Source organism: Micromonospora sp. NPDC048999, from assembly GCF_040649295.1.
In the GTDB taxonomy this organism is placed as follows: Bacteria; Actinomycetota; Actinomycetes; order Mycobacteriales; family Micromonosporaceae; genus Micromonospora.
In genome coordinates, this window is sequence record NZ_JBEZFI010000046.1 from 1 (window position 1) to 21,219 (window position 21,219).

Consider the following 21,219-nt stretch of genomic DNA (forward strand, 5'->3'; position numbering starts at 1 on the left):
TCGGGCATGCCGGCCTTCTTCGTCGCCGCGATGATCGCCTTCGCGTCCGCGGTCTGCTCATCGTTCAGAGCGATCTTCGACTGCGCGCCCTGCACGCCGTGCGGAATCAGCTTGCCCATGTCCACGGCCGGCTTGGCAGCCTGCACCGCAGCCACCGGGGCGGCGTGCACCGGCTCAGCAGCATGAGCAGCGATCGGACCGGCGAACACACCACCGGTGAAAGCCAGACCAGCAACACCAAGAATGCTCTTACGCAGCATCGAATTCATGACCAAGCTCCATTCGGGGGTTGGCACACCAGCCCATAGGGGTGGGCAAGGGCGTACAAGCACCACGTCAGGCGCTCAAAGGGGGGAAAGACTTCAACCGGCTGGCTCGCGGGGCGAGGAAGCAAGCTCGCCTCTACGCGGCGCCGGGACCATGTACAACGACCGGCAGCCCGCCATCATTCCGGGCCTCACGCACCCCGCCAGGCGGGGGCGTCCTCCTCGGCCGTGCACCCGTGTTCAACGACCGACCCCCACCCGGCATTCCGGCCCGCGACGCCCCCGGCCGGACCCACAAACCGGACATTCACCCCACGCCACCCGCAATGGGCCAGGGCACGCCGGGAAGGTCCGGACAACCCGCACCGGGCCGGGGCACGCCGGCAGGATCCGGACAACCCCCGCACCGGGCTAGGGGACGCCGGGAAGATCCGGACAACTTCCCCGAAAGTGGCCCTCGCGACGGTGGGAGGCAGCACGGGGAAACTGCGCGGATCATGGGCCGGGAGCGTGCGGCGGTACACCGGACGGCGGGGCACCACAGGCACGCGGCCCGGCCACGCCGTCCCGCGACGGACGAGGTAGGCGTTACCCTGACAGCATGCCGGCCACCACCAGCCCGTACCTCGCCCGCCCCGGGCGTCCTGCCGTGGTGGCCCGCACCCTCACCGAGCTCACCGGCCCCACCCGGGGCATCGTCGAGCTGCCGGTACGCCTGATGTGGAGCAGCGAGCGGGCCTTCGACCTCGGCGACCAGGACGAGCTGCTCTGGATGTACGAGAACGTGCTGCGGGAGACCGGTCGGGTCGACGACCTGCGCGACCTGATCGACGGGCGGACGCTGCACCGGGTGTGGCGGCGCCTGAACCTGCCGCGGGGCGTACGCCTGGCGTGGGAGAGCCGACACCGGGATCTGCGTACCGCGTGAGCCATCTGCACGACTTCTACCGGGCCGTGGCCCGGGTTGCCCTCGCTGCCGCCGGCCCGCACCGGTTCGTGCTGGGCGGTGGAGTGGCCTGGGCGGCGCACGGCCTGGTGACTCGGCCGACGGAAGATGTCGACCTTTTCGCCGACGTCGAGGGAGCGGCCGCCGCGGCGGCCGCCGGGGTGCGGGCCGCGTTGGAGCGGGTCGGCTACCAGGTGGTCGACGCGGACCCGGACAGCGAGCTGGCGGAGCTGTTCGACGGCTTCGACCGGGACATGCGGGACTTCGTGGTGAGCCGGGACGGCCGGCAGATCCGGCTCAGCCTGGCCCGGCTCGACCGGTACCGCAGCCCGGTGGTGATGGACCTGGGCCCGGTGATGGACGTCCGCGATCTCATCGCCAACAAGACCGCCGCGCTGGTCAACCGCCGGGAGGTACGCGACTACATCGACGTCTCCGCCGTGCTGGACCGGTACGAGGTGGCGGAGCTGCTGGAGCTGGCCCGCCAGGTCGACCCGGCGCTGGACCTGGCGGACGTCCGGGCGGCGGGCCGCTACCTGGACCAGTTGCCGGACCGTCGCTTCACCCGTTACGGGCTTGACGCGGACCAGGTCGCCGACGTTCGCCGCCGAATGGCCGCCTGGCCCCGTTGACCGGGCGTCAACTGGCCGGGGCCGAGCCGGCCCCGGGGTGACCGTCGTGTTACACGGAAGCGGCAAGAAATGGTGATGAGGTGAAACACCTCGGGAGGGTATGGCGCGAGCGACAAGGTGATCGTTATGGTGCGCAACGGCGCCCACGAGGCGGGCGTCAACCCCCACGGAAAGGCACCTCATGACCTCCTCCTCCGGCGCCTCACGCCGCCAGGTGCTGGCCGTTGCGGCCGCCGCCGCGACCGCTCCCCTGCTTGCCAGCGCTCCCGCCCAGGCTGCCGCCTCGAACGGCAACGGCGTCCCCACGACGACCTGGGACCTCACCATCCTCGGCACCTCCGACATGCACGGCAACGTCTACAACTGGGACTACTACCTCGACGCCGAGTACGACGACAGCCAGCACAACGACGTCGGCGTCGCGAAGCTGGCCACCCTGGTCAACCAGATCCGCGCCGAGCGCAAGGGCAAGGCGACCCTGGTGCTCGACGCCGGCGACACCATCCAGGGCACCCCGCTGGCCACCTACTACGCCAAGCAGGAGCCGATCACCGTCACCGGTGAGACGCACCCGATGGCCAACGCGATGAACGTGCTCAACTACGACGCCGTCACTCTGGGCAACCACGAGTTCAACTACGGCCTGCCGCTGCTGGCCAAGTGGATCGAGCAGCTCGGCTTCCCGGCCCTCGCGGCCAACGCGCTCAACGCGAAGGACGGCAAGCCGGCCTTCGTGCCGTACGTGATCAAGCCGGTCAACCTCGGCGGGCACGGCGCGCCGGCGCTGAACGTCGGCATCCTCGGCCTGACCAACCCGGGCGTGGCCATCTGGGACAAGGGCCACGTCGAGGGCAAGCTGGTCTTCGCCGACATGATCGCGACCGCCGCGAAGTGGGTGCCGATCATGCGGGACCGCGGCGCCGACCTGGTCATCATCTCCGCCCACGGCGGCGACAGCGGCACCTCCAGCTACGGTCCGGAACTGCCGATCGAGAACCCGGTCAGGATGATCGCCGAGCAGGTGCCGGGCATCGACGCGATCCTCTTCGGCCACGCCCACAGCGAGATCCGGGAGAGGTTCGTCACCAACACCAAGACCGGCGAGCGGGTGCTGACCTCGGAGCCGTCGAAGTTCGGCCAGCGGCTGACCCGGATGGACTTCACCCTCACCCGGGAGAAGGGCGACTGGAAGGTCATCGCCAAGGGCGCCACAATGCTGAACACCAACACCGTGGTCGAGGACCCGAAGGTGCTCGCGGCGGTGCGCAGCCAGCACACCAAGACGGTCAACTACGTCAACCAGGTCGTCGCGCGGTCCACCGTGGAACTCAAGGCCGCCGAGTCGCGGTACAAGGACACCCCGATCCTGGACTTCATCAACAAGGTCCAGACCGACGTGGTCACCACGGCCCTGGCCGGCACCGCGTACGCGGGCCTGCCGGTGCTGTCGATCGCGGCGCCCTTCAGCCGTACCGCGGTGTTCCCCGCCGGGGACGTGCGGATCCGCGACGTCGCGGGCCTCTACGTGTACGACAACACCCTCGAGGCGGTCGTCATGACCGGTGCCGAGGTGAAGGCGTACCTGGAGTACTCGGCGAAGTACTTCCGCACGCTGCCGGTCGGCGCGACCGTCAACCCGGGCAGCATCAGCGACTCGAGCGTGCCGGACTACAACTACGACACGCTCTCGGGTGTCGACTACGACATCGACATCTCGAAGCCGGTCGGCCAGCGGATCACCCGTCTGGTCATGCCGGGCACCGACACCCCGGTCCCCGCGGACGCCCAGTTCGTGGTCGCGGTGAACAACTACCGGCGTAGCGGTGGCGGCAACTTCCCCGGCATCGTGAAGACCCAGGTCTACAACGAGCAGAAGGAGATCCGCGACCTGCTCATCGATTGGGCGAAGGCCAAGGGCGCCATCGACCCGGCCGACTTCTTCGTGCCGAACTGGAAGCTGGTCCGCGAGGGCGTGCCGGTCTTCTGATCCGTACCGGTCCGACGGGCCGCGGGGTACCCCCGCGGCCCGTCGGCCGTTTCCGGGCTCAGCCCGGATTCCGCAGCGCCCACGCTTCGGGGTCGCCGGCCGGCTCCGGGCGGTCCCGGCGGGCGTCGGTCTCCGTCAACGCCACCCGCTCCTCCGGACGCACCCCGTGCGGCAGTTCGCCGAAGCGTACGTGCCGAAGGAACGCGTACTCCTCGTCGGTGAACGACTCGTTCGGCTCAGTCATGACCGCATTGTGCGTCCTGCCGTCCACCCCGTTCGCATCAACCAGGACGGCGCTGCGCCGGGGAAGGTCCACGGGCGGGCGGTCATCGCGCCCTGACCACCGGGTTACCCGACCGCGGGCCGCGGTGCCGTTCCGGGCCGGCGGGGCGGGAGCCGGTCCAGCAGGGCCAGGCCGGCCCGGACGGGACGGCGGGTCAGCACCCGGTCGAAACTCGTCCGGCCCTGGCAGAACTTGACGAACATCCGCCAGCCGGGTGGGGTGGCCAGCAGCGCGTGGAACACGTCCGGCCGCCGTTCGAAGATCTCCAGCAGCCGGTGCCCGGCCCGCATCTCCGGCACCAACTGCCGTTGTACCGCGCGCTCGTAGGCATCGAGGTCGCCCCCGGCCGCCGCCTCCCCGGCCAGCCGGCCCGACCGCAGGGCGAAGCTGATCCCCTCGCGGCTCCACGGTTCCAGCAGGCCAGCCGCGTCACCGGCGACCAGCACCCGGGCGCGGCGCAGCGGCGAGTCCGAGGTGCGGCACCGGGTCAGATGACCGGAGTCGTGCTCGGGGGTCAACCCGGCCAGGCCCAGCCGCGCCAGGAAGTCGCGCAGGTAGGCCCGGGTCCGCTCCCCCTCACCCCGCGCCGAGATGACGCCGATCGTGAGCCGGTCGCCCTTGGGAAAGACCCAGGCGTACGACCCGGGGATGGATCCCCAGTCGAGCAGCACCCGGCCCCGCCAGCGCTCCTGCTCGGCGGGCGGGACCGGCAGTTCCACCTCCAACCCCAGGTCGACCTGGCAATGGGCCACCCCGACGTGCCGGGCGGTGACCCCGGAGGAGCCGTCGGCGCCGATCACCGTGCGGGCGTGTACGGTGTCGCCGTCGGCCAGCCGCAGGCGTACCTCGTCGGGGTCCTGCTCGACGGCGCGGACCGCGACGCCCTCCTGGACCTCGGCGCCCGCGGCGGCCGCGGCGGCCCGCAGCCGATGGTCGAACTCCTCACGGCGGATCATGCTCACCAGCGGCGCGGCGTGCCGGCGGGTGAAGCCGCGTCGCCCGTCCCGGGTGAACGTGACCCGGTCGATCCGGTCGTGGACCGGCACGTCGATCCGGTCCGCGAGTTCGGCCAACGACGTGCCGATCAGCCCGCCGCCGCAGGTCTTGTAGCGCGGATGGGTGGCGCGTTCGAGCACCAGGGTGCGGACGCCGGCCCGGGCCGCGGCGTGGGCGGCGGAGAGCCCGGCGGGGCCGGCACCGACGACGACGAGATCCCACATGATCACCGCTGCAGCCTAGGGCACGACGGGTCGGTTCTGCCCGGCGTGAGCCCCCGTTCGGGTGGGCATCATCGCAAGTCCTCGGGGTAACCGCCGCGTGCAGACCACCCGCCGGGTCCGGCGGGTCGTGCCGAGGAGGGAACGATGCAGCAGGTACAGCTGTCCGACATCGAGCAACGGGTGTACCAGGCGGTGACCGAGCTGGAGGTACGGGGGCACGTACCGTATCCCGACCTGATCGCCGAGCAGGCCGGGATGACCGAGGAGGAGTTGCGCGAACCGTTGCACCTGCTCACCGAGCGGGGCCTGCTGCACCGGGAGGACTCCCCGATGGCGGGTCTGGACTTCGGCCCACGGTGGTGTGCGCGCCAGATGGCGTGACCGCGTCGTTTGCCCTACCGGGGCCCGGGTAGCCGTCGGGGTTACGCGAGCGAGCGACTGCCTTCGGGAGGCGGGATGAGCACGGACCGGTCGCCGCCGGCGGCCACCGCCGGGTACGACGACCGGCGCCGCTGGCAGGCGCTCGGCGTCGGCCTGGTCGCCGCGTTCATGACGCTGCTGGACGTCAGCATCGTCAACGTGGCTGTGCCGTCGATCGACCGCGCCCTGCACGCCACGCCGAGCGACCTGCAGTGGGTGCTGTCCGGGTACGCGCTCACCTTCGGCCTGATCCTGGTGCCGGCCGGGCGCTTCGGCGACGCACGGGGCCGGCGTACCGGGTTCGTGGCCGGGCTGATCCTGTTCACGGTGACCAGCGCGGTGGCCGGGCTGTCCACGTCGCCGCTGTGGCTGATCATCGCCCGGCTCGTGCAGGGCGCCGCCGCCGGGGTGATCAACCCGCAGGTGAGCGGCATGATCCAGCAGCTGTTCCGAGGGGCCGAGCGGGGCCGGGCGTTCGGGCTGCTCGGCGCCACCATCGGCATCTCCACCGCCGTCGGCCCGCTGCTCGGCGGGCTGCTCATCCAGGCCGGCGGCGAGCAGCACGGCTGGCGGTTCGTGTTCTTCGTGAACGTGCCGGTCGGCATCATCGCCGTCTTGCTGGGCTGGCGGCTGATGCCGGCGCGTCCCACCGGGACGGCCGACCGGCACCGGCTCGACCCGCTCGGCGTGCTGCTGCTCGGCGTCGGGGTCACCCTGGTGCTGCTCCCCCTGGTGGAATGGCAGCAGTGGCACGGCGCGCTGAAGTGGCTGCTCATCCTGGCCGGGCTGGTCTTCCTGGGCGCATTCGGCCTGTGGGAGCGCCGGTACGCGCGGCGCCAGCAGCCCCTGTTCGACCTGCGGCTGTTCGGGCTGCGCTCGTACAGCCTGGGGACGCTGATCGGTCTGCTCTACTTCGCGGGGTTCACCGCGATCTTCTTCATCTTCACGCTGTATCTGCAGATCGGGCTGAACTACAGCGCGCTCGGCGCCGGTCTGGCCATCACCCCGTTCGCCCTCGGCTCGGCCGTGGCGGCTGCGGCGAGTGGCCGGGTGGTCAATCGCTACGGCCGGCCGCTGGTCGGCGTCGGTCTGCTGGTGGTGGTGATCGGCCTCGGCGCGATCGTGTGGGTGCTGGGTGGCTACCCGCACGTCTCGGTGCCGCTGCTGACCGCGGCGCCGTTCCTGGTGGCCGGGCTGGGCAGCGGCCTGGTCGTCGCGCCAAACCAGACGTTGACCCTGTCCGAGGTGCCGGTGCCGCAGGCCGGCAGCGGGGCTGGCATGTTGCAGACCGGCCAGCGGATCGGGTCAGCCGCCGGGATCGCGGTGGTTGGCGCGGTGTTCTTCTCGACGCTGGCCGACACCCACAACGACTGGACCGCCGCGTTCCGGCGATCCCTGGTGCTGGCCGCGGCGATCATCGCGCTGGCGCTCGTCGCCGCGGTGGTCGACATCGTTCTGGGTCACCGCCCCTCCGGTTCCGCCTCCCCGGCCCGGTCGGGTGCCGCCTCCTGACCGTCGGCTGGCGGCAGCAGAGGGGTGCTGACCAGCCGCCGGGTGCGGTCCGGGAGGGGCCGGGGCGCCGGCCGAACTGCGCTGAGATCTGCAAGATGCCGTTGGCCGGCACCCCGTGTCGGGGTGCCGGCCAACGTGTCGTTCAGGTGGGTCAGCTGTTCCAGTACTGGGCGACCAGGTCAGCGGCCTGCTGCTCCCACTGGGCGTAGGCATCCGGGTACGCCGACACCTGCACCGTCTGCGCGGCCTTGGTCAGCGGCATGTCCTGCCACCCGTCGACCTGCTTCAGACCCTTCAGGAACGCGGTGGTCGCATACGCCGGATCAGTGATCTGCTCCGGGGTGCCCCAACCACTGGACGGACGCTGCTGGAACAGGCCCAGCGAGTCGTGGTCGTTCTGGTCACCCAGGTGACCCAGGTTCTCCAGCTTCGACTCCTGCAGACCGGTGGCGATCGAGATGACCGCGGCCCGCTCGGGCATGCCGGCCTTCTTGGTCGCCGCGATGATCGCCTTCGCGTTGTCGGTCTGGTCGCTGTTCAGGGCGATCTTCGACTGGGTGCCCTGCACGCCGTTCGGGATCAGGGTGGCCGGGTCCACGGCCGGCTTGGCGTCCGGCTTGTCAGCCGGCGCGGCCGGCTGGTCGGCCTGGACCATCGCGACGGGAGTCGTCGCGGGGGCGGGGGTCGCCTCGTGGTGGGCCAGCGGGCCGGCGATCACACCACTGGTGAAGGCCAGACCGGCGATACCGAGAATGCTCTTGCGCAGCAGCATCGTGTTCATCATCAGAAGCTCCATTCGGGGGTTGGCACACCAGCCCACGGGGGTGGGCAAGGGGTGTGCAAGCACCACGTCAGGCGCTCGAAAAGGGGGGAAAGTCTCTGCCCGGACCGGCCGCGGGGCGGGGCCTCTACGCGGCGCCGGGACCATGTACAACGACCGGCGGCCCGCCATCATTCCGGGCCCGCGCACCCCACCTGGCGGGGGCGTCCTCCTCGGCCGTGCACCCGTGTTCAACGACCAACCGCCACCCGCCATTCCGCCCCGGGACCCCCGACCACACCCGACAAACCGGACACTCACCCCACACCACCACAGCCGGCCCAGGCGCGCCGGCAAGATCCGGACAACTTCCCCGAAAGTGGCCCCTCACGGCACCGGGAGGCAGCACCTTCGGGGAAACTGCGCGGATCTTGAGCGAAGCGACGAAACCGGCCGGCCCCCGGATGGGGACCGGCCGGTCGTGGAGAGCGGGAACTCACCAGAGCTGCTGGACGATGTCCGCCGCCTGCGACTCCCACTGCGCGTACGCGTACGGGTAGGCGGACACCTGCACGGTCTGCGCGGCCGTGGTCAGCGGCAGGTTTTGCCAGCCGCCGACGTTCTTCAGCGCGTTGAAGAACGCCTTCGACGCGTAGTCCGGGTTGGTGATCTGCTGCGGCGTACCCCAACCGGACGACGGGCGCTGCTGGAACAGGCCCTCCGAGTCGTGGTCGTTGGACGCGCCGAGGTGGCCGAGGTTGTACAGCTTCGACTCCTGCAGCGAGGTGGCGACGCCGATGACCGCGCCCCGCTCGCCCACGCCGGTGTCCTTGGCCGCCTGGACGATGGCATCGGCGTTGGCCATCTGCGCGTTGTCGAGCGGGATGCGCGACTGCGCGCCCTCGACACCGTGCGGGATGAGCTCGTCCCGGGTGGGCTTGTTGGCCTTGGCGGCGGCCTGATCCGCACCGCTGCCGCTGGCCTGGTCCGTGCCGCTGGCGGGAGCCTGGTCCGCGCCGCTGGCGGTGTCGGTGCCGGTGGCCAGGTCGATCGCGGCGACGGCGCCGTCGTGCGGACCGCTGGTGACCGGCGCGGCGAAGGCGCTGGGCCCGACCGCCAGGCAGCCCAGGGCAGCCACTCCCGCGATGCTCAGCGCGGCCTTGCGCTGCGGGGACTTGGTGGCGGCGGGGATCCACCGGGTCTTCGCCGCCTCGGCCGTGCGGCGCGAGGTCTCTTCCATGGCGGGGAGCCACCGGGTCTTCGCAACCTCGGCCGTGCGGCGCGAGGTCTGCTCGATGGCGGGGAGCCACCGGGTCTTCACGAGCTCGGCCGTGCGGTGCGAGGTCTGTTCGATGGCGGGGAGCCATCGAGTGAAGTGCTGCTTCACGATGGTTGCCCTTTCGATCATCACGACGCGCTCCGGGGTGAGCGAGCCTCGGGGGGAACTACCGGCCGGTACGGGTTTGCGCTCCGGCCGTACTGGGAACACAACAAGGCTGTCGTGTCGGTCATTCCGGAAATGCCGGAGACAGGCCTGCTGCGGCCGAGGTCACCGGGGATACCGGACAGGCCGGCAACGGGCGCACTAAACGGCTCACAGCCGGACGGCAGGAGCCTCAACCGGCGGTCGGCGTACCGAACCGGACGAGGACGTGCCAGAGCTGCTTGAGGTGCTGGATGGTGACCTCGACCGGACCACGGTCGGCCCAGCGTTCCGGGTTCCGCACCACCGACGCGGCGGCGCGGCCGATCAGCGCCGCGTGCACGGGCTCCCCCGGACGGGCGAACCCCGCGTGCACCCGGGCGGCGAGCGGCGGAATGGCCGGGCCGCGGAACTCGCCGTCGACGCCATCGACCGGCAGCTCGAAGCCGCTGTGCCAGTGCAGCGGAAAGCCGTGCCGTCGGGCGATCCCGGCGAGGATCCGCCCGGCCTCGGTGCCCCGGAACGACGGGTCGACCACCAGCGCTTCGACGTCCCGGGCGAGGTTCAGCTGCTGTGGATCTGCGCCTCGATGTAGTCGTCCAACGCCCGCCCTGCCTCCGCGGATTCCCGCTCGCTACGGCGGAGCAGCGCGCGCAGCAGCGTTTCGGTGTCCATGCCGGCCACCCCGAGGCTAACGCCGGTACCGGCGGTCGCCTCAAGGAGCGCGGCGAGGACCGGTTCAAAGGTGTCCAGAGTGCCGATGTCCTTCGGCTGGGTGTGAGTGTCGCCGAAGGTGAAGGTGGCCCGGCGGAGGAGTTCGGGCCGCAGTCGCAGGTGACAGGAGCCGAACCGGGGGCAGGCGCCGTCGGCGTGGTCGAGCAGGTTCAGGCCGCCGTACTTCGGACGCTCCGCGGGGAGCACGCCGGGCCGCTGGTACGCCTCGCCAAACAGCATCGCCTCCCAGCGATCCCGGTCGCCGCCGGGGTATGCGGTCAGCCCGCCGTTGGAGATGCCCGTCTCGAACTGGCTGCGGTAGACGCCGTCCCGGTCCAACGCCTCGGCCACTGTACGGCCGTCGCGCAGCAGCCGGTCCGGGTGGAAGTTGAGCGTCAGTCGCCCGTGCGTGGCCACCGCCGCGATGACCTCCTCCGCCCGGTAGGTCGTCCCCGATCCGTGCCGGGCGATGGTGCCGCCGGCCGATCCCGCAGCGCGACGTGGCGGACGTGCCGCAGGGCGGCCGCTTGCGGCGGGGTCAGTGCGGGCGTGGTGCCGGGGTCGGACATCGCGCGGGTATCAACGGCGGGGCGCCCGGGGCTGAGCCATTTCAGCGGTCAGGAGCCGGTGCCGAAGCCGTCCAGGGTGGCCCGTCCCTCGGGCGTACGCAGCTCCTGAAAGACGGTGACGTGCAGACCCGCCGGAGCGTCGAGGCGGGCGTTGAGAGAGTGCCAGGGAGTGACCGTCGGCGGGGCGACCTCGGTGGCCCCCGCGGCGACCAGCCGCTCGGTCACCGCGCGGCTGTCGTCCACTTCGAATGCCACCCGCAGCCGCGGCGCGACCTGCCGGCCGACCTCCACCTCGTCGATCATTCTCTTCTGCGCGGGGTTCGCCAGCTCCAGGGTTGCCCGGCCAGCCTCCAGGATCACCACCCGCGCGTCGTCGTCGCCCGAATACGCCGCCTGCTCGGGCAGGCCGAGAACGTCGCGGAAGAAGACCACCGCGGCCTCGTAGTCGTCGGCCTCGACGACGAGGCGCAACTGGCGGACAGTCGGCGGACGGTCATCTTTCGGCGCGGTCATGGAGCCGATCCTAATCGCAGACGGGCCGGGGCGAGGACCTGTGAACTGCCGGCGGGCGGCGACCAGCGCCTCGGTTGGTCGCCCGCGCGACCGCCTGCGTCCACCCAGGAAAGATCTTCTTCGAAGTTGCTCAAAGCTGCCGGGTTCGCTACAGGCCGTAACCTAGGCTCCTTGCCCCTCCTGCACGCTCGGCGAGCTGCCGCCGCAGCCAGCACCATCGCCATGCAGCACCAACCCGGACGGGTCACGACCGCTCCGGTCGGCCGGGCCGTCGAGTTCATGCCCGCCCGGGTCCCGCTTATGGGCAGTACGGGCACCGGACGACGGCATCCTTCATGCGGGCGTCACCTGACAGTTGCTGCCGGCAACCCACCACGTTCACCCCAACAACAGGGAAGCACGTCGAGGATCGCCTATGGGTTAATGCAAACCCTGTGACAAGTTCGAAGGCGGCGCCCGACTCGCCGACAGGCGGATGCCGACCAACCATTAAGGACACTTCAACGGGCTGTTGCGATGCGCAGAATAGGAAACGTGAATCATCAGATTCAACCCCCGGCGCGCCACATCGTCGCACTGCGTCACCTCGGCCGGCCATCCAGGTCATCACCCATCGTAGTCGGGTCGTCGCTGTGGATGTTGCACGTGCCTGCAGTTCCCCGCTAACATCATCTCGGCACTAAGACAGTGGTAGACGACAATTGCTCAACCCATCGGATGCGAAATTGTCACGCTGGGTTGCAGTGGAGTCGAATTCGCCACGACATCGAGACCGGCGCTACGCCGGGAATCCACTGTCTAGCCATTCAGGCAAGGGGGAGGACTTGAAAGATCCGGGTGTCAGGGCCGCCGAACGAGTCATTAGATTCATGCAGGATAATCTTTCCGACCACTTGACCATTGACGATATGGCAAGGGCAGCCCTGTTCAGCAAGTTCCACTTTTCGCGTATCTTCCAGCGAGCCACCGGAGTCTCGCCTGGACGGTTCCTCTCCGCGCTGCGGCTCCAGCAGGCCAAGCGCCTGCTGGTGTCCACCTCGCTGACCGTCGCGGACGTCAGCCTGCGAGTCGGCTACTCCAGCGTCGGCACGTTCAGCTCACGGTTCACCCGCAGCGTCGGCCTGTCCCCCACCACGTACCGACGGATGGGGGGCTTCACCACCCACGTCCCCATCGCCGACGGCCACGCGGTCGCCAGCCGCCCGAGCGGTACGGTACGCGGGCGGATCACCGGCACGCCGGGGCTGCCGAACAACCGGGTCTTCGTGGGGATGTTCCCGCAGCGGATACCCGAGGGCCGGCCCGTGCAGTGCCGCATCCTCGACACCCCGGGTCCCTTCACCCTCGACCCCGTACCGGTCGGGGCGTGGCACCTGCTGGCCCACTCGGTGGGACCGGACGAAGAGACGGTGCCGGCGGCGGAGGCCACCTGGGTCGGCAGCATCGGACCCCTGCTCGTCACCCGCGACAGCTCCGTCGAGGTCGAACTCTTCCTCCAGCCCATGCGGATCGTCGACCCGCCCGTACTGCTCGCGTTGCTGGACGCCCGGCAGTCGGCGCTGCGCCGGGAGCGGGCACGGCTGAGGGCAGTCGGCGCAGGCCACGCCTGACGCGTCAGGTAAGAGCCCCCGCACCGTCGGTGCGGGGGCTCTTACCGGTCCGACTCGACGACCTCGACAGACCTGCGGGGGCGGTCACCGGGTGACCGCCCCCGCAGTGAAGTCGGGTGCCGACCGGCGCTCAGCGCACCGGGTGGACGTACATCGGCAGGCCGCCCCGGACCCGCAACGACAGCATCGGCTCGGGTACGGCCCGGTAACCGGGAACCTTGGTGAGCCGCAGCTCGCGTGAGATCAGGGCGAGGACGAAGACCGCCTCGAGCATGCCCAGGTGGTTGCCCACACAGAATCGGGGGCCGGCGCCGAACGGGAGGTAGGCGTAACGGGGCCGGTCGTGCTGGCGCGTCGGGTCGAACCGGTCCGGGTCGAACCGCTCGGGCTGTGTCCAGAAGGCCGGGTGCCGGTGCAACGTGTAGGGGCAGATCAGCACGTCGGCGCCGGCCCGTACGCCGTAGCCGGCCACCGTGTCCGGTCCCTGCGCCTTGCGGGACAGCATCCACACGGGCGGGAAGAGCCGCATCACCTCCTCCACCACCATGGTCGTGTAGCGCAACCGATGCAGGTCCTCGTGCGTCGGCAGGCGGTCGCCCAGCACCTCGACCGCCTCGGCGTGCAGCCCCTCACGCACCTCCGGATGCTCGTCGACAAGGTGCAGCGACCAGCCGAGGGTGCTGGCGGTCGTCTCGTGCCCGGCCAGCAGCAGCGTGACCAGCTCGTCCCGCATCCGCTGCCGCCCCACCCGGGGGTCCGGCTCCTGCCGGGTGGACTGGATGAGCCGGGACAGGGCGTCGTCGCCGGCGACGTTCTCCCCGTCCCGGGCGGTCCGATCGGTGACCAGCCGGTCCACCACCCGTTGCAGGTTGCGCCGCGCCCGCCGGAACCGCACCTGCTTGGGCAGCGGCACCCACATCGGCACCGCGCTCATCGTGGCCAGCTCGAACATCGCCTGGTCCTGCATCGCCTCGAACGACCTTCCGATGGAGCGGAAGGTGCTCAGGTCGGTGTCGAGCAGGGTGCGACCGAGTACGCCGAGGGTCAGATCGGTCAGCCCCTCGATCACGTCCACCGGCTGCCCTGCGGGAGCGGCACGCAGCCGGTGGACGAACCGTGCCCCCTCCTCGGCGACCGCCCCCGCCTGCTGGGCGATCCGCTTGGCCTGGAAGACCGGTTGGATCGCCCGCCGCTGCTTGCGCCACAGGTCGCCCTCGCTGGTCAGCAACCCGTCGCCGAGCGCCCGCCGGGCATGCACCAGGCCGATGCCCTTGTGGTAGTTCCGACTGTTGTCGGCCAACACGTGCTTCGCATGCTCAGGGTGGTTGAAGAAGTAGAAGGGCTTCGGCTCGGGCGCCAGCCGAACGGCGTCGCCGAAGGTACGCGCCGCCGAGGTCATCAGCCCCAGCCGGTCGAAGCCGAACTTCCACAGGGTCGGCAGCAGGGCGACGCCCGAGGGCCCCGGCGGGACGGACCGGCTCCTGGTGACAGTCACCGCCCCACCTCGCGGCGCTCCGGGCCGACCTGGCGGAACCGGCCGCGGAGGAAGAGCACTGGCTCCTCCTCGCGCTGCCGCTCCAGCGAGAGCAGCCGACCGATGAAGATGGTGTGGTCGCCGCCGTCGTACGCCTGCCACAGTTCGCACTCGAAACGGGCCAGGGCGCCCTCGATCAGCGGCGCGCCGGTCGCCCGGCCGGACACCCAGTCGACGGCGTCGAACTGGGCCCGGCCGAGCGGCCGCCACTTGTCGGCGAAGTGGCGGGCAATCTTCTCCTGGTCGCCGGCCAGCACCGACACGCCGAACGCGCCGGCGGCGTGCAGGGCCTCGTGCATGACCGCCTGCCGCTCTACGCACACCAGCACCAGGGGCGGGTCGAGCGAGACCGACGTGAACGAGTTGGCGGTCATGCCGTGCGGAGCCGGGCCGCCCACGGTCACCACGGTGACCCCGGTGGCGAAGGTACCGAAGGCCTGCCGTAGCTGTTTGGAATCGGTCACCTGCCCGGACGGTTGGTGGTCGACGCTCACGTTGGTCCCCTCCTCGCGGTCCCGGTCGGGTCAGGCCCGGGTCAGGGCCCGGTACGGTTCCAGCGCCCGGATCAGCGGCTCGGGCACCCGGGTCGGCGCGGTGCGCGTGTTCGGCCCGCGCATACACGCCACCCGTTGCCGTCCCCGCGCGACCAGAGTCTCGCCGCCGCCCGGGTCCAGGCGTACGTAGTCGAAGCTGAACTCGATCTGCGTCTGCGCCAGGTCCACCAGCCGCATCCGGATCGACAGCTCGTCGAACGCGGTGATCTCGGCGAAGAACTCGCAGTCGACCTTCAGGGTGAACAGCTTCAGGTCGTCCTGCAGATCGGCCAGCACCTGCGGGGCGTTGCGCTTGAGGAACATCTCCCGGCACCGCCCCTGCCAGCGCAGGTAGTTCACGTAGTACACATTGCCGACGATGTTGGTCTCCTCGAAACCCACCGTGTGCGGGTACTCGAAGTAGTCACTCATCGCTGGCCCCCCTTGCCGGTCAGGATCGCGAAGACCACCGGCTCCGCGCGGTCGCGCAGCCGGGTGAGCAGGGTGCTCACCGCTACCGTGCCGGCGGTGAGCACCATCCAGCCGGGCCGTGCCGGCGGGGCCAGGGTCAGCGGGGCGCCCGGCAGGCCCGCCTTCTGCAGACACTCGACGGCGGTCCAGACCCGGCTCGCGGCGACATCGACGCCCTCGCCGGTCTCCTGGGCGATCAGGTCCACCAGGTCGTGGTACTGGCCGAGTAGATCCCGCCAGTCCTGCCGGTCCCGCGGCCGGACCTCCTCCACGTCGCAGGCCAGCGGCCCGGTCCCGGCCACCGCGAGGGTGACGCCGGCACCGTGCGCCGCGGAGACCGTCCGGCCACCGTCGATCTCGGGCGCCCCGTCCGGCCGGTACCGCACCTGCACGGGGGCGCCGACGGCCCGGCCGACGGCCACCGCCGTGCGGGCCCGCCGCCCGGCCACCCCGTCGGCCTCCGGCGGGCCGTCCGGCTCCACCGTGACGGCCACCGCGGTACCGACCAGGTCACCGAGGGCGCGTTCCAGATAGGACCCGAGCAGCGGTGCCACCCAGGGACCGGCCCCGCCCTTCTTGCGTACGGCGTGCAGGCGAAGGCCCTCCCAGCGCTCGACCACCTCGCCGCTGTCGTCCCGGACCGCGATGTCGTAGACGTAGGTGTCCCCGTCCCGGCTGCGCTCGGTGGCGCAGTAGCGCAGTTCCCGGTCGGCGGCGAGCCGGGGACCGCCGGGGTGGATCCGTTCGATGCCCGCCGGGAGCAGCGTGCCGTCCGGCACGCAGACCTGGTTGCCGTGCATCAACGCGTCCCGCATGCCGGGGTCGCCGAGCAGCAGGTCGCCAGGCAGGAACCCGGCGAACCAGTCGGTGCCGGCCACCACCGCCACGCCGGCGTCGACGTGCCGCGCCGCCGCCCGGTGGTAGCGGCGCAGCCGCTGGAACCGGGCGCCCTGGAACAGCGTGTCGCCGTACAGGTCGCGCCCCGGGTCGAGCGGCACCTCGGGCAGGCCCTCGGCGACCTGGTCGGGGGGGCCGGCCGGCGTCGGGTCGGTGGAGAAGACCAGCCGGGCCCGGAAGTGCTCGGCGGCGAAGCCGGTCTCCGCGCTGCGGATGGCCACCTCCACCGTGTCGTCGGCGGTGACCACCGCGGCGATCCGGATCGTGGTGGCACCGTCCGGCGGCACGACGATCGGCCGGCTGAACTCGGCCTGCTCGATGCGGGGCACGGTGCGGTGGCCGGTGACGGCCGTGGCCACCTGGGCCATCGCCTCCATCCCGAACACCGCCGGGAAGAGCAGGTTGCCGTCCAGCAGGTGGTCGGCCAGGTAGAGGTCGGACCCGGCGCTGAGCGTCGTCTCGGCGACCAGTTCCACCCCGTGGTAGCGGACCAGCGGCTTGTCGACGAACCGTAGCAGCGGCAGCTCGGGCAGGTCGTACCGGACGGTGTCGATGCCCTGGGTACGGCCGCTGACCACCACCACCGGCGGCACGTGCGGGTCGGCGACCAGGCGCCGCATCAGCGCCACACCCTGCTCCGGGGAGATCGGGGTGACGCCGTCGCGGGCCAGGCTCTCCACCACCGACAGCCGCTCGCCCATGCCCACACCGGACCAGACGGACCATTCCAGGCAGAGGGCGCGGCACTGCGGGTGCCGGCGACCGAACTCGGTGGTCAGGCCGGCCAGCCACTCGTTGGCAGTGGCGTAGTGCGCCTCACCGCGCAGCCCGGCCCGGCCGATGATGCTGCCGAAGGTGACCAGCAGGCGCAGCCGGTCCGGGTCGACCGCGTCGAGCACGGCCCGCAGCCCGCCGACCTTCGGCGCGAAGGTACGCCGTACCGCCGCCATGTCCAGACCGGTCAGCGCGGCCGGCTCGTTGCGGCCGGCACCGTGCAGCACGGCGGTGACCGGTCCGAGCGCCCCGATCACCTCGGCCACGGCCCGGCGGACCTGCTCGGCGTCGGTGACGTCGGCGCGGGCGTAGTGGACGGTGACCCCACTGTCGGCCATCCGGCGCAGGTTGGCCGCCAGCTCCGAGTCCTGCGTCGGGTCGGACCGGCCGAGCACGGCCAGCCGCGCCCCGGAGTCGGTGGCCAGCGCGAGCGCGCACTCCGCCGTGATGCCCTTGCCCCCGCCGGTCACCAGCACAACGTCGTCGGAGCCCAGGGGCTGTTCGGTACGGTCGGCCCGTACCGGCAGGGCACGCAGGACCGGGACGCGGCGCATGCCCGCCTCGTCGTAGTGGACCTCGGCGTAGTCCGCCGTCGCCGCGACCTCGTCGAGCACCCGGTCGACCGTTTCGCCGGTCTTCGGAGCGTCCACGACCGTCACCCGCAGCTGGGGCGCCTCCAGCCGCAGCGTCCGGGCCAGCCCGGCCGCCCCGGCGCCGTGCTGAAGCAGGACGAACCGGGTGCCGGGGCCGGCGGCCAACGCGGCGCGGGCGCCGAGCAGCGCCAGCTCCAGCTGGTCCTCGACACAGTCCGGCGGCAGGCAGACCAGAACGCCCGAGCCGATACCACGCTGCTGCAACGCCTGGCGCAGGCGCGCCGCGAGCGGGTGATCGTCGGGGGCGAACACCTGCCAGCGCCCGTCGCTCTGCTCCGTGCGGACCGTCGGCAGGGGCGCCGGGTCCAGGTCGACGCGGAACGCCCTCGCCCAGGGCGCGGCGCCGGTCACCACCGGCGACGTCCCGGTCTCGCCGGGCCGGGCGGTCACCGCCAGTTCCTCCAGCGCCTCGGCCAGTTCGCGGACCGTGGCGGTGGCGAAGTTGGTCGGCGTGGCGGAGGCTGCGATACCTCGCTGCTGGGCCGCCTGGTTGACCACCTGCCCCACCGTGATGGAGCTGAGGTGCAGGTCGTCGAGGAGCCGGCTGTCGCCTCGCACCATCTCCACGGGCAGTTCGGCCCGCTCCGCGGCGAGCCGGCGGAGCAGGTCCAGGCTGGACTCGCCTTCACGGGCCGGCTCGACCGCCACGGCCGGCCGCGCCTCGACGGCGCGGCTGGCCTGCCGGACGGTCACGTCCGGGGCCTGTTCGCAGGGGCTGGAGAAGAAGGTGAACGTCTGGCCCACCGCCAGCGGCCGCACCAGCCGGCCGTGGAACAGCCCGCTGTGCACGTCCGGCGCGCCCACGACGTACGCAGCCGCGACCACCCGCAGCAGTCCGGCGAGGGATTCGTCGTCGGTGTCCAGGGCCACTGCGGGAATCTCCGTCGTCGCGGCCGCCAGGCCGCTGAGTACGCGGCCCGGCCCGACCTCCACGAAGAGGTCGACGTCCTTTGCCGCCACCGTCACCGCCTGCTGGAACAGCACGGCGTCGGTGATCTGGCGGTGCAGCAGCGCCGGAATGTCGGTGTCGGAGCCGAGCACCTCACCGGTCACCGTGGACACCACCGGGCGACCCACCGGACCGAAGCTCCCGGCGGCGAGCCGACCGGCGAAGGCCGCCGCGGCGGGGGCCACCAGCGGTGAGTGGAAGGCGTGCGACACGTGGAGCCGGGTGGCCTCGACGCCCGCCCGGCGGGCGAATTCGCCGAACTCCTCCACCGCCTGGACCGGGCCGGCCACCACCGTCTGCTCCGGGCCGTTGTAGCCGGCGATGACCAGCTCGGTGCCGTCGATCATCCCGGCCACCGTCTCGGCCGACGCGGCGATGCTCGCCATGGTGCCGGAGGCGCTGTGCTCGGCCATGGTGCGGCCGCGTACGCCGGCGACCCGCAGCAGCGTCTCCGAGTCCATGGCGCCGGCCCAGTGCAGGGCCGAGAGCTCGCCGAGGCTGTGCCCGACCGCCACGGTGGCCTCCAGCCCGAGGTCGGTGAGGGCGTTGAGACCGGCGATCGAGCCGGTGACGATCCGTGGCTGGGCGACCGCCGTGGCCACCATGTCACCGGAGGTGGGCAGGGCCGCCCGCCGGTACACCTCGTCAACCTCCGGGAAGCGCCGGCGCAGCGCACCGCCGCTGGTGCCCCGGCCCGAGCCCTGGCCCGGGAAGAGGTAGCCGATCCGGGCGGTGCCGGTCGCGTGGTTGAGGTAGCAGCGCCCGTCCGGGGAGAAGAGTCGCACCTCCCCGGCGTCCAGCGCCGCGGCGACCCGCTGAAGCTGCCGCTCGGCCTCCTCGGGCGAGGAGACGACCACGGCGGCCCGGTACGGCAGGTCACGAAGCTCGCCGTGCAGGGCGGCGGCCAGGTCCGCCAGCTGCGCGTACGACACGTGCGGCACGAACTCGAGCAGCTTGGCCACCCGCTCACGCAGGTCCGGCACGGACAGCGCGTCCAGCAGCAGCAGTTCCACGTCCTGGCGGGACGACGCGAGGCTGCGGGTCCGGCTGTCCAGGGTGGAGCGGCGGCGCGCCTGGCGCTTCTCCAGCACCACGTGGGTGTTGATGCCGCCGAATCCCATGGCGGTGATGCCGGCGCGCACCGGCACGTCGGTGGGCCAGCGCTCCGCCTTCGGCAGCACCCGCAACGCCGCGTCGTCACTGGTGAGCAACTCGTGCGGGTCCACGCAGCCGATCGCTGGCGGCAGTACCTCGTGGTGCACGGCCATGGCGGCCTTGATCAGCCCGGCGACCCCGGCCGCCGCCTTGGTGTGGCCGATCATGCCCTTGATCGAGCTGATCGCCGCCGGGGCGACGGCGGGATCGGCGGCCTGCCGGGCCATGGACAGCGCCCGCAGCTCGGTGGCGTCGCCGACCGCGGTGCCGGTGCCGTGTCCCTCGAAGAGGCCGACCGTCTCGATGCCGAAGCCGGCCCGCTCGTACGCCCGGCGCAGCGCCAGCTGGTAGCCGTTGACCTCGGGGCGGGTGATGCCGCCCTTGCCGTCGGAGGAGATGCCCCAGCCGGCGATCGTGGCGTAGATCCGGTGTCCGGCCTCCAGCGCCTCGCGCTCGCGCATCAGCACGACCATGCCGCAGCCCTCGCCGGGCCAGAAGCCGTTGGAGTCGCGGTCGTACACCCGCATCTCGTGGCGGGCGAGCGCGCCGGTCTTGGCGAACCCGACGATCTCGAACGGATCGATGGAGAGGTCCACCCCGCCGGCCACGGCGACGTCGACCTCGCCGTCGAGCAGCGTCTTGCAGGCGGTCGCCACGGAGAGCAGGGAGGAGGAGCAGGCGCCGTCCACGGTGTAGCCGCCGCCCTTGAGGTCGAAGTGGTTGCAGATCCGCCCGGCGATGGTGTTGGAAAGGCCACCGGCGAGGGTGTCCTCGTCGATCTCCGGGAACGGCGACTTGTAGCGGGCCTCGAAGTCGGTGAGGAACTCGGCGAGCTGGTCGTCGTTCCAGTCCTGCTCCTTCAGCGCGGCGGCGACCATCCGCCGGACGTACGGCCAGCGCAGCCGCAGTTGGTTGGCCCGGGAGAACTCACCGGTGAGGCTGTTGCCGACGATGACGCAGGTCCGGTCCCGGGGCAGCCCCTCGGCCATCGGGAAGCCCGCGTCGGCGAGGGCGGTGGCCGCCACGTCCAACGCCAGCCAGTGGGTCAGGTCGGTCGAGCGGAAGGTGCTGCCGGCCACCTTGTAGGCGACCCGGTCGAACTCGTACCCCTCGATCACCGCGGCGTTGCGGGCGTAGAAGCGGTCCGGGGTGGCCGGGTCTGCGTCCCAGTAGTCGTCCAGCCGCATCCGCACGTCGGGCAGTCGGCGGAACGCCCGACGACCGGCGACCGCGTTCTCCCACAGTTCCCTCGGTGAGGTGGCGTCCGGGTAACGACAGGCCATCCCCACCACAGCAATCCTGCTCATACCGGTACCGCCTTCTTCCGATCAATCTTGCTCACCACGAGGATGAGGGCGACGACTCCGGCGAGGCGCCGACGAAGCCAGCCGACTGTCC

Annotated in this window: 17 protein-coding genes and 1 pseudogene; 6 read left to right on the forward strand and 12 right to left on the reverse strand. The window is 71.6% G+C overall.

Annotation, left to right across the window (positions count from 1 at the left end; translation table 11 throughout):
* A pseudogene (locus AB0C02_RS28935) lies at positions 1 to 269 on the reverse strand (hypothetical protein); the annotation flags it as partial.
* A 598-nt stretch (positions 270 to 867) separates the two neighbouring features.
* Here AB0C02_RS28935 and AB0C02_RS28940 point away from each other — a divergent pair.
* From AB0C02_RS28940 to AB0C02_RS28950, 3 genes are all read left to right on the forward strand, one after another.
* Positions 868 to 1,194, forward strand: coding sequence for a hypothetical protein (locus AB0C02_RS28940; protein ID WP_357552269.1), 327 nt, complete (start codon positions 868 to 870; stop codon positions 1,192 to 1,194).
* A complete protein-coding gene (locus tag AB0C02_RS28945; protein WP_357552271.1) occupies positions 1,191 to 1,844 on the forward strand; it encodes a nucleotidyl transferase AbiEii/AbiGii toxin family protein in 654 nt (217 codons plus the stop codon). Before AB0C02_RS28940 ends, AB0C02_RS28945 begins: the two co-directional genes overlap by 4 nt.
* Before the next feature lie 181 nt (positions 1,845 to 2,025).
* Positions 2,026 to 3,831 (forward strand): 5'-nucleotidase C-terminal domain-containing protein, encoded by a 1,806-nt coding sequence (locus AB0C02_RS28950; RefSeq protein WP_357552272.1) that lies wholly within the window; start codon positions 2,026 to 2,028, stop codon positions 3,829 to 3,831.
* A 58-nt stretch (positions 3,832 to 3,889) separates the two neighbouring features.
* Here the strand turns inward: AB0C02_RS28950 and AB0C02_RS28955 are convergent, their stop codons facing one another.
* Together AB0C02_RS28955 and AB0C02_RS28960 are read right to left on the reverse strand one after the other, a co-directional pair.
* Positions 3,890 to 4,075 carry a hypothetical protein gene (locus AB0C02_RS28955; protein ID WP_357552274.1) on the reverse strand — a complete coding sequence of 62 codons (186 nt, stop codon included), beginning with the start codon at positions 4,073 to 4,075 and terminating at the stop codon, positions 3,890 to 3,892.
* Positions 4,076 to 4,179: 104 nt separating this feature from the next.
* Positions 4,180 to 5,340 carry a geranylgeranyl reductase family protein gene (locus AB0C02_RS28960; protein WP_357552276.1) on the reverse strand — a complete coding sequence of 387 codons (1,161 nt, stop codon included), beginning with the start codon at positions 5,338 to 5,340 and terminating at the stop codon, positions 4,180 to 4,182.
* A 138-nt stretch (positions 5,341 to 5,478) separates the two neighbouring features.
* On the opposite strand from AB0C02_RS28960, the gene AB0C02_RS28965 reads away from it, so the two are divergent.
* Positions 5,479 to 5,715 carry a hypothetical protein gene (locus AB0C02_RS28965; RefSeq protein ID WP_357552277.1) on the forward strand — a complete coding sequence of 79 codons (237 nt, stop codon included), beginning with the start codon at positions 5,479 to 5,481 and terminating at the stop codon, positions 5,713 to 5,715.
* Positions 5,716 to 5,790: 75 nt separating this feature from the next.
* Positions 5,791 to 7,266: an MFS transporter gene (locus AB0C02_RS28970; protein WP_357552279.1), complete on the forward strand. Its 1,476-nt coding sequence runs from the start codon at positions 5,791 to 5,793 to the stop codon at positions 7,264 to 7,266.
* A gap of 151 nt (positions 7,267 to 7,417) precedes the next feature.
* Here the strand turns inward: AB0C02_RS28970 and AB0C02_RS28975 are convergent, their stop codons facing one another.
* The 5 genes from AB0C02_RS28975 to AB0C02_RS28995 form a co-directional block, all read right to left on the reverse strand.
* A complete protein-coding gene (locus tag AB0C02_RS28975; protein WP_357552325.1) occupies positions 7,418 to 8,047 on the reverse strand; it encodes a hypothetical protein in 630 nt (209 codons plus the stop codon).
* Positions 8,048 to 8,522: 475 nt separating this feature from the next.
* Positions 8,523 to 9,266: a hypothetical protein gene (locus AB0C02_RS28980; RefSeq protein WP_357552326.1), complete on the reverse strand. Its 744-nt coding sequence runs from the start codon at positions 9,264 to 9,266 to the stop codon at positions 8,523 to 8,525.
* Between the two features lie 376 nt (positions 9,267 to 9,642).
* The gene (locus tag AB0C02_RS28985) at positions 9,643 to 9,987 is read right to left on the reverse strand and encodes a DUF3626 domain-containing protein (protein ID WP_357552283.1); all 345 of its coding nucleotides are present in this window, start codon (positions 9,985 to 9,987) and stop codon (positions 9,643 to 9,645) included.
* Positions 9,988 to 10,013: 26 nt separating this feature from the next.
* Positions 10,014 to 10,580, reverse strand: a complete 567-nt coding sequence (locus tag AB0C02_RS28990) for a DUF3626 domain-containing protein (protein ID WP_357552286.1) — start codon at positions 10,578 to 10,580, stop codon at positions 10,014 to 10,016.
* Between the two features lie 200 nt (positions 10,581 to 10,780).
* On the reverse strand, positions 10,781 to 11,245 hold the full coding sequence (locus AB0C02_RS28995; RefSeq protein ID WP_357552288.1) for a VOC family protein: 465 nt from the start codon (positions 11,243 to 11,245) through the stop codon (positions 10,781 to 10,783).
* 869 nt (positions 11,246 to 12,114) lie between these two features.
* Here AB0C02_RS28995 and AB0C02_RS29000 point away from each other — a divergent pair.
* Complete coding sequence (locus AB0C02_RS29000) at positions 12,115 to 12,855, forward strand: helix-turn-helix transcriptional regulator (protein ID WP_357552290.1); 741 nt, start codon at positions 12,115 to 12,117, stop codon at positions 12,853 to 12,855.
* Between the two features lie 130 nt (positions 12,856 to 12,985).
* Here AB0C02_RS29000 and AB0C02_RS29005 read toward each other — a convergent pair whose 3' ends face one another.
* Genes AB0C02_RS29005 through AB0C02_RS29020 form a run of 4 tightly spaced genes read right to left on the reverse strand, consistent with a single transcriptional unit; the run spans position 12,986 to position 21,128 of the window.
* The gene (locus AB0C02_RS29005; RefSeq protein WP_357552292.1) at positions 12,986 to 14,350 is read right to left on the reverse strand and encodes a cytochrome P450; all 1,365 of its coding nucleotides are present in this window, start codon (positions 14,348 to 14,350) and stop codon (positions 12,986 to 12,988) included.
* The gene (locus AB0C02_RS29010) at positions 14,347 to 14,883 is read right to left on the reverse strand and encodes a flavin reductase family protein (RefSeq protein ID WP_357552294.1); all 537 of its coding nucleotides are present in this window, start codon (positions 14,881 to 14,883) and stop codon (positions 14,347 to 14,349) included. The genes AB0C02_RS29005 and AB0C02_RS29010 overlap by 4 nt, the downstream gene beginning before the upstream one ends.
* 30 nt (positions 14,884 to 14,913) lie before the next feature.
* A complete protein-coding gene (locus tag AB0C02_RS29015) occupies positions 14,914 to 15,354 on the reverse strand; it encodes an acyl-CoA thioesterase (protein WP_357552297.1) in 441 nt (146 codons plus the stop codon).
* Entirely contained in the window at positions 15,351 to 21,128 is a 5,778-nt protein-coding gene (locus AB0C02_RS29020; protein ID WP_357552299.1) for a type I polyketide synthase, read from the reverse strand. The genes AB0C02_RS29015 and AB0C02_RS29020 overlap by 4 nt, the downstream gene beginning before the upstream one ends.
* Between the last annotated feature and the right edge of the window lie 91 nt (positions 21,129 to 21,219).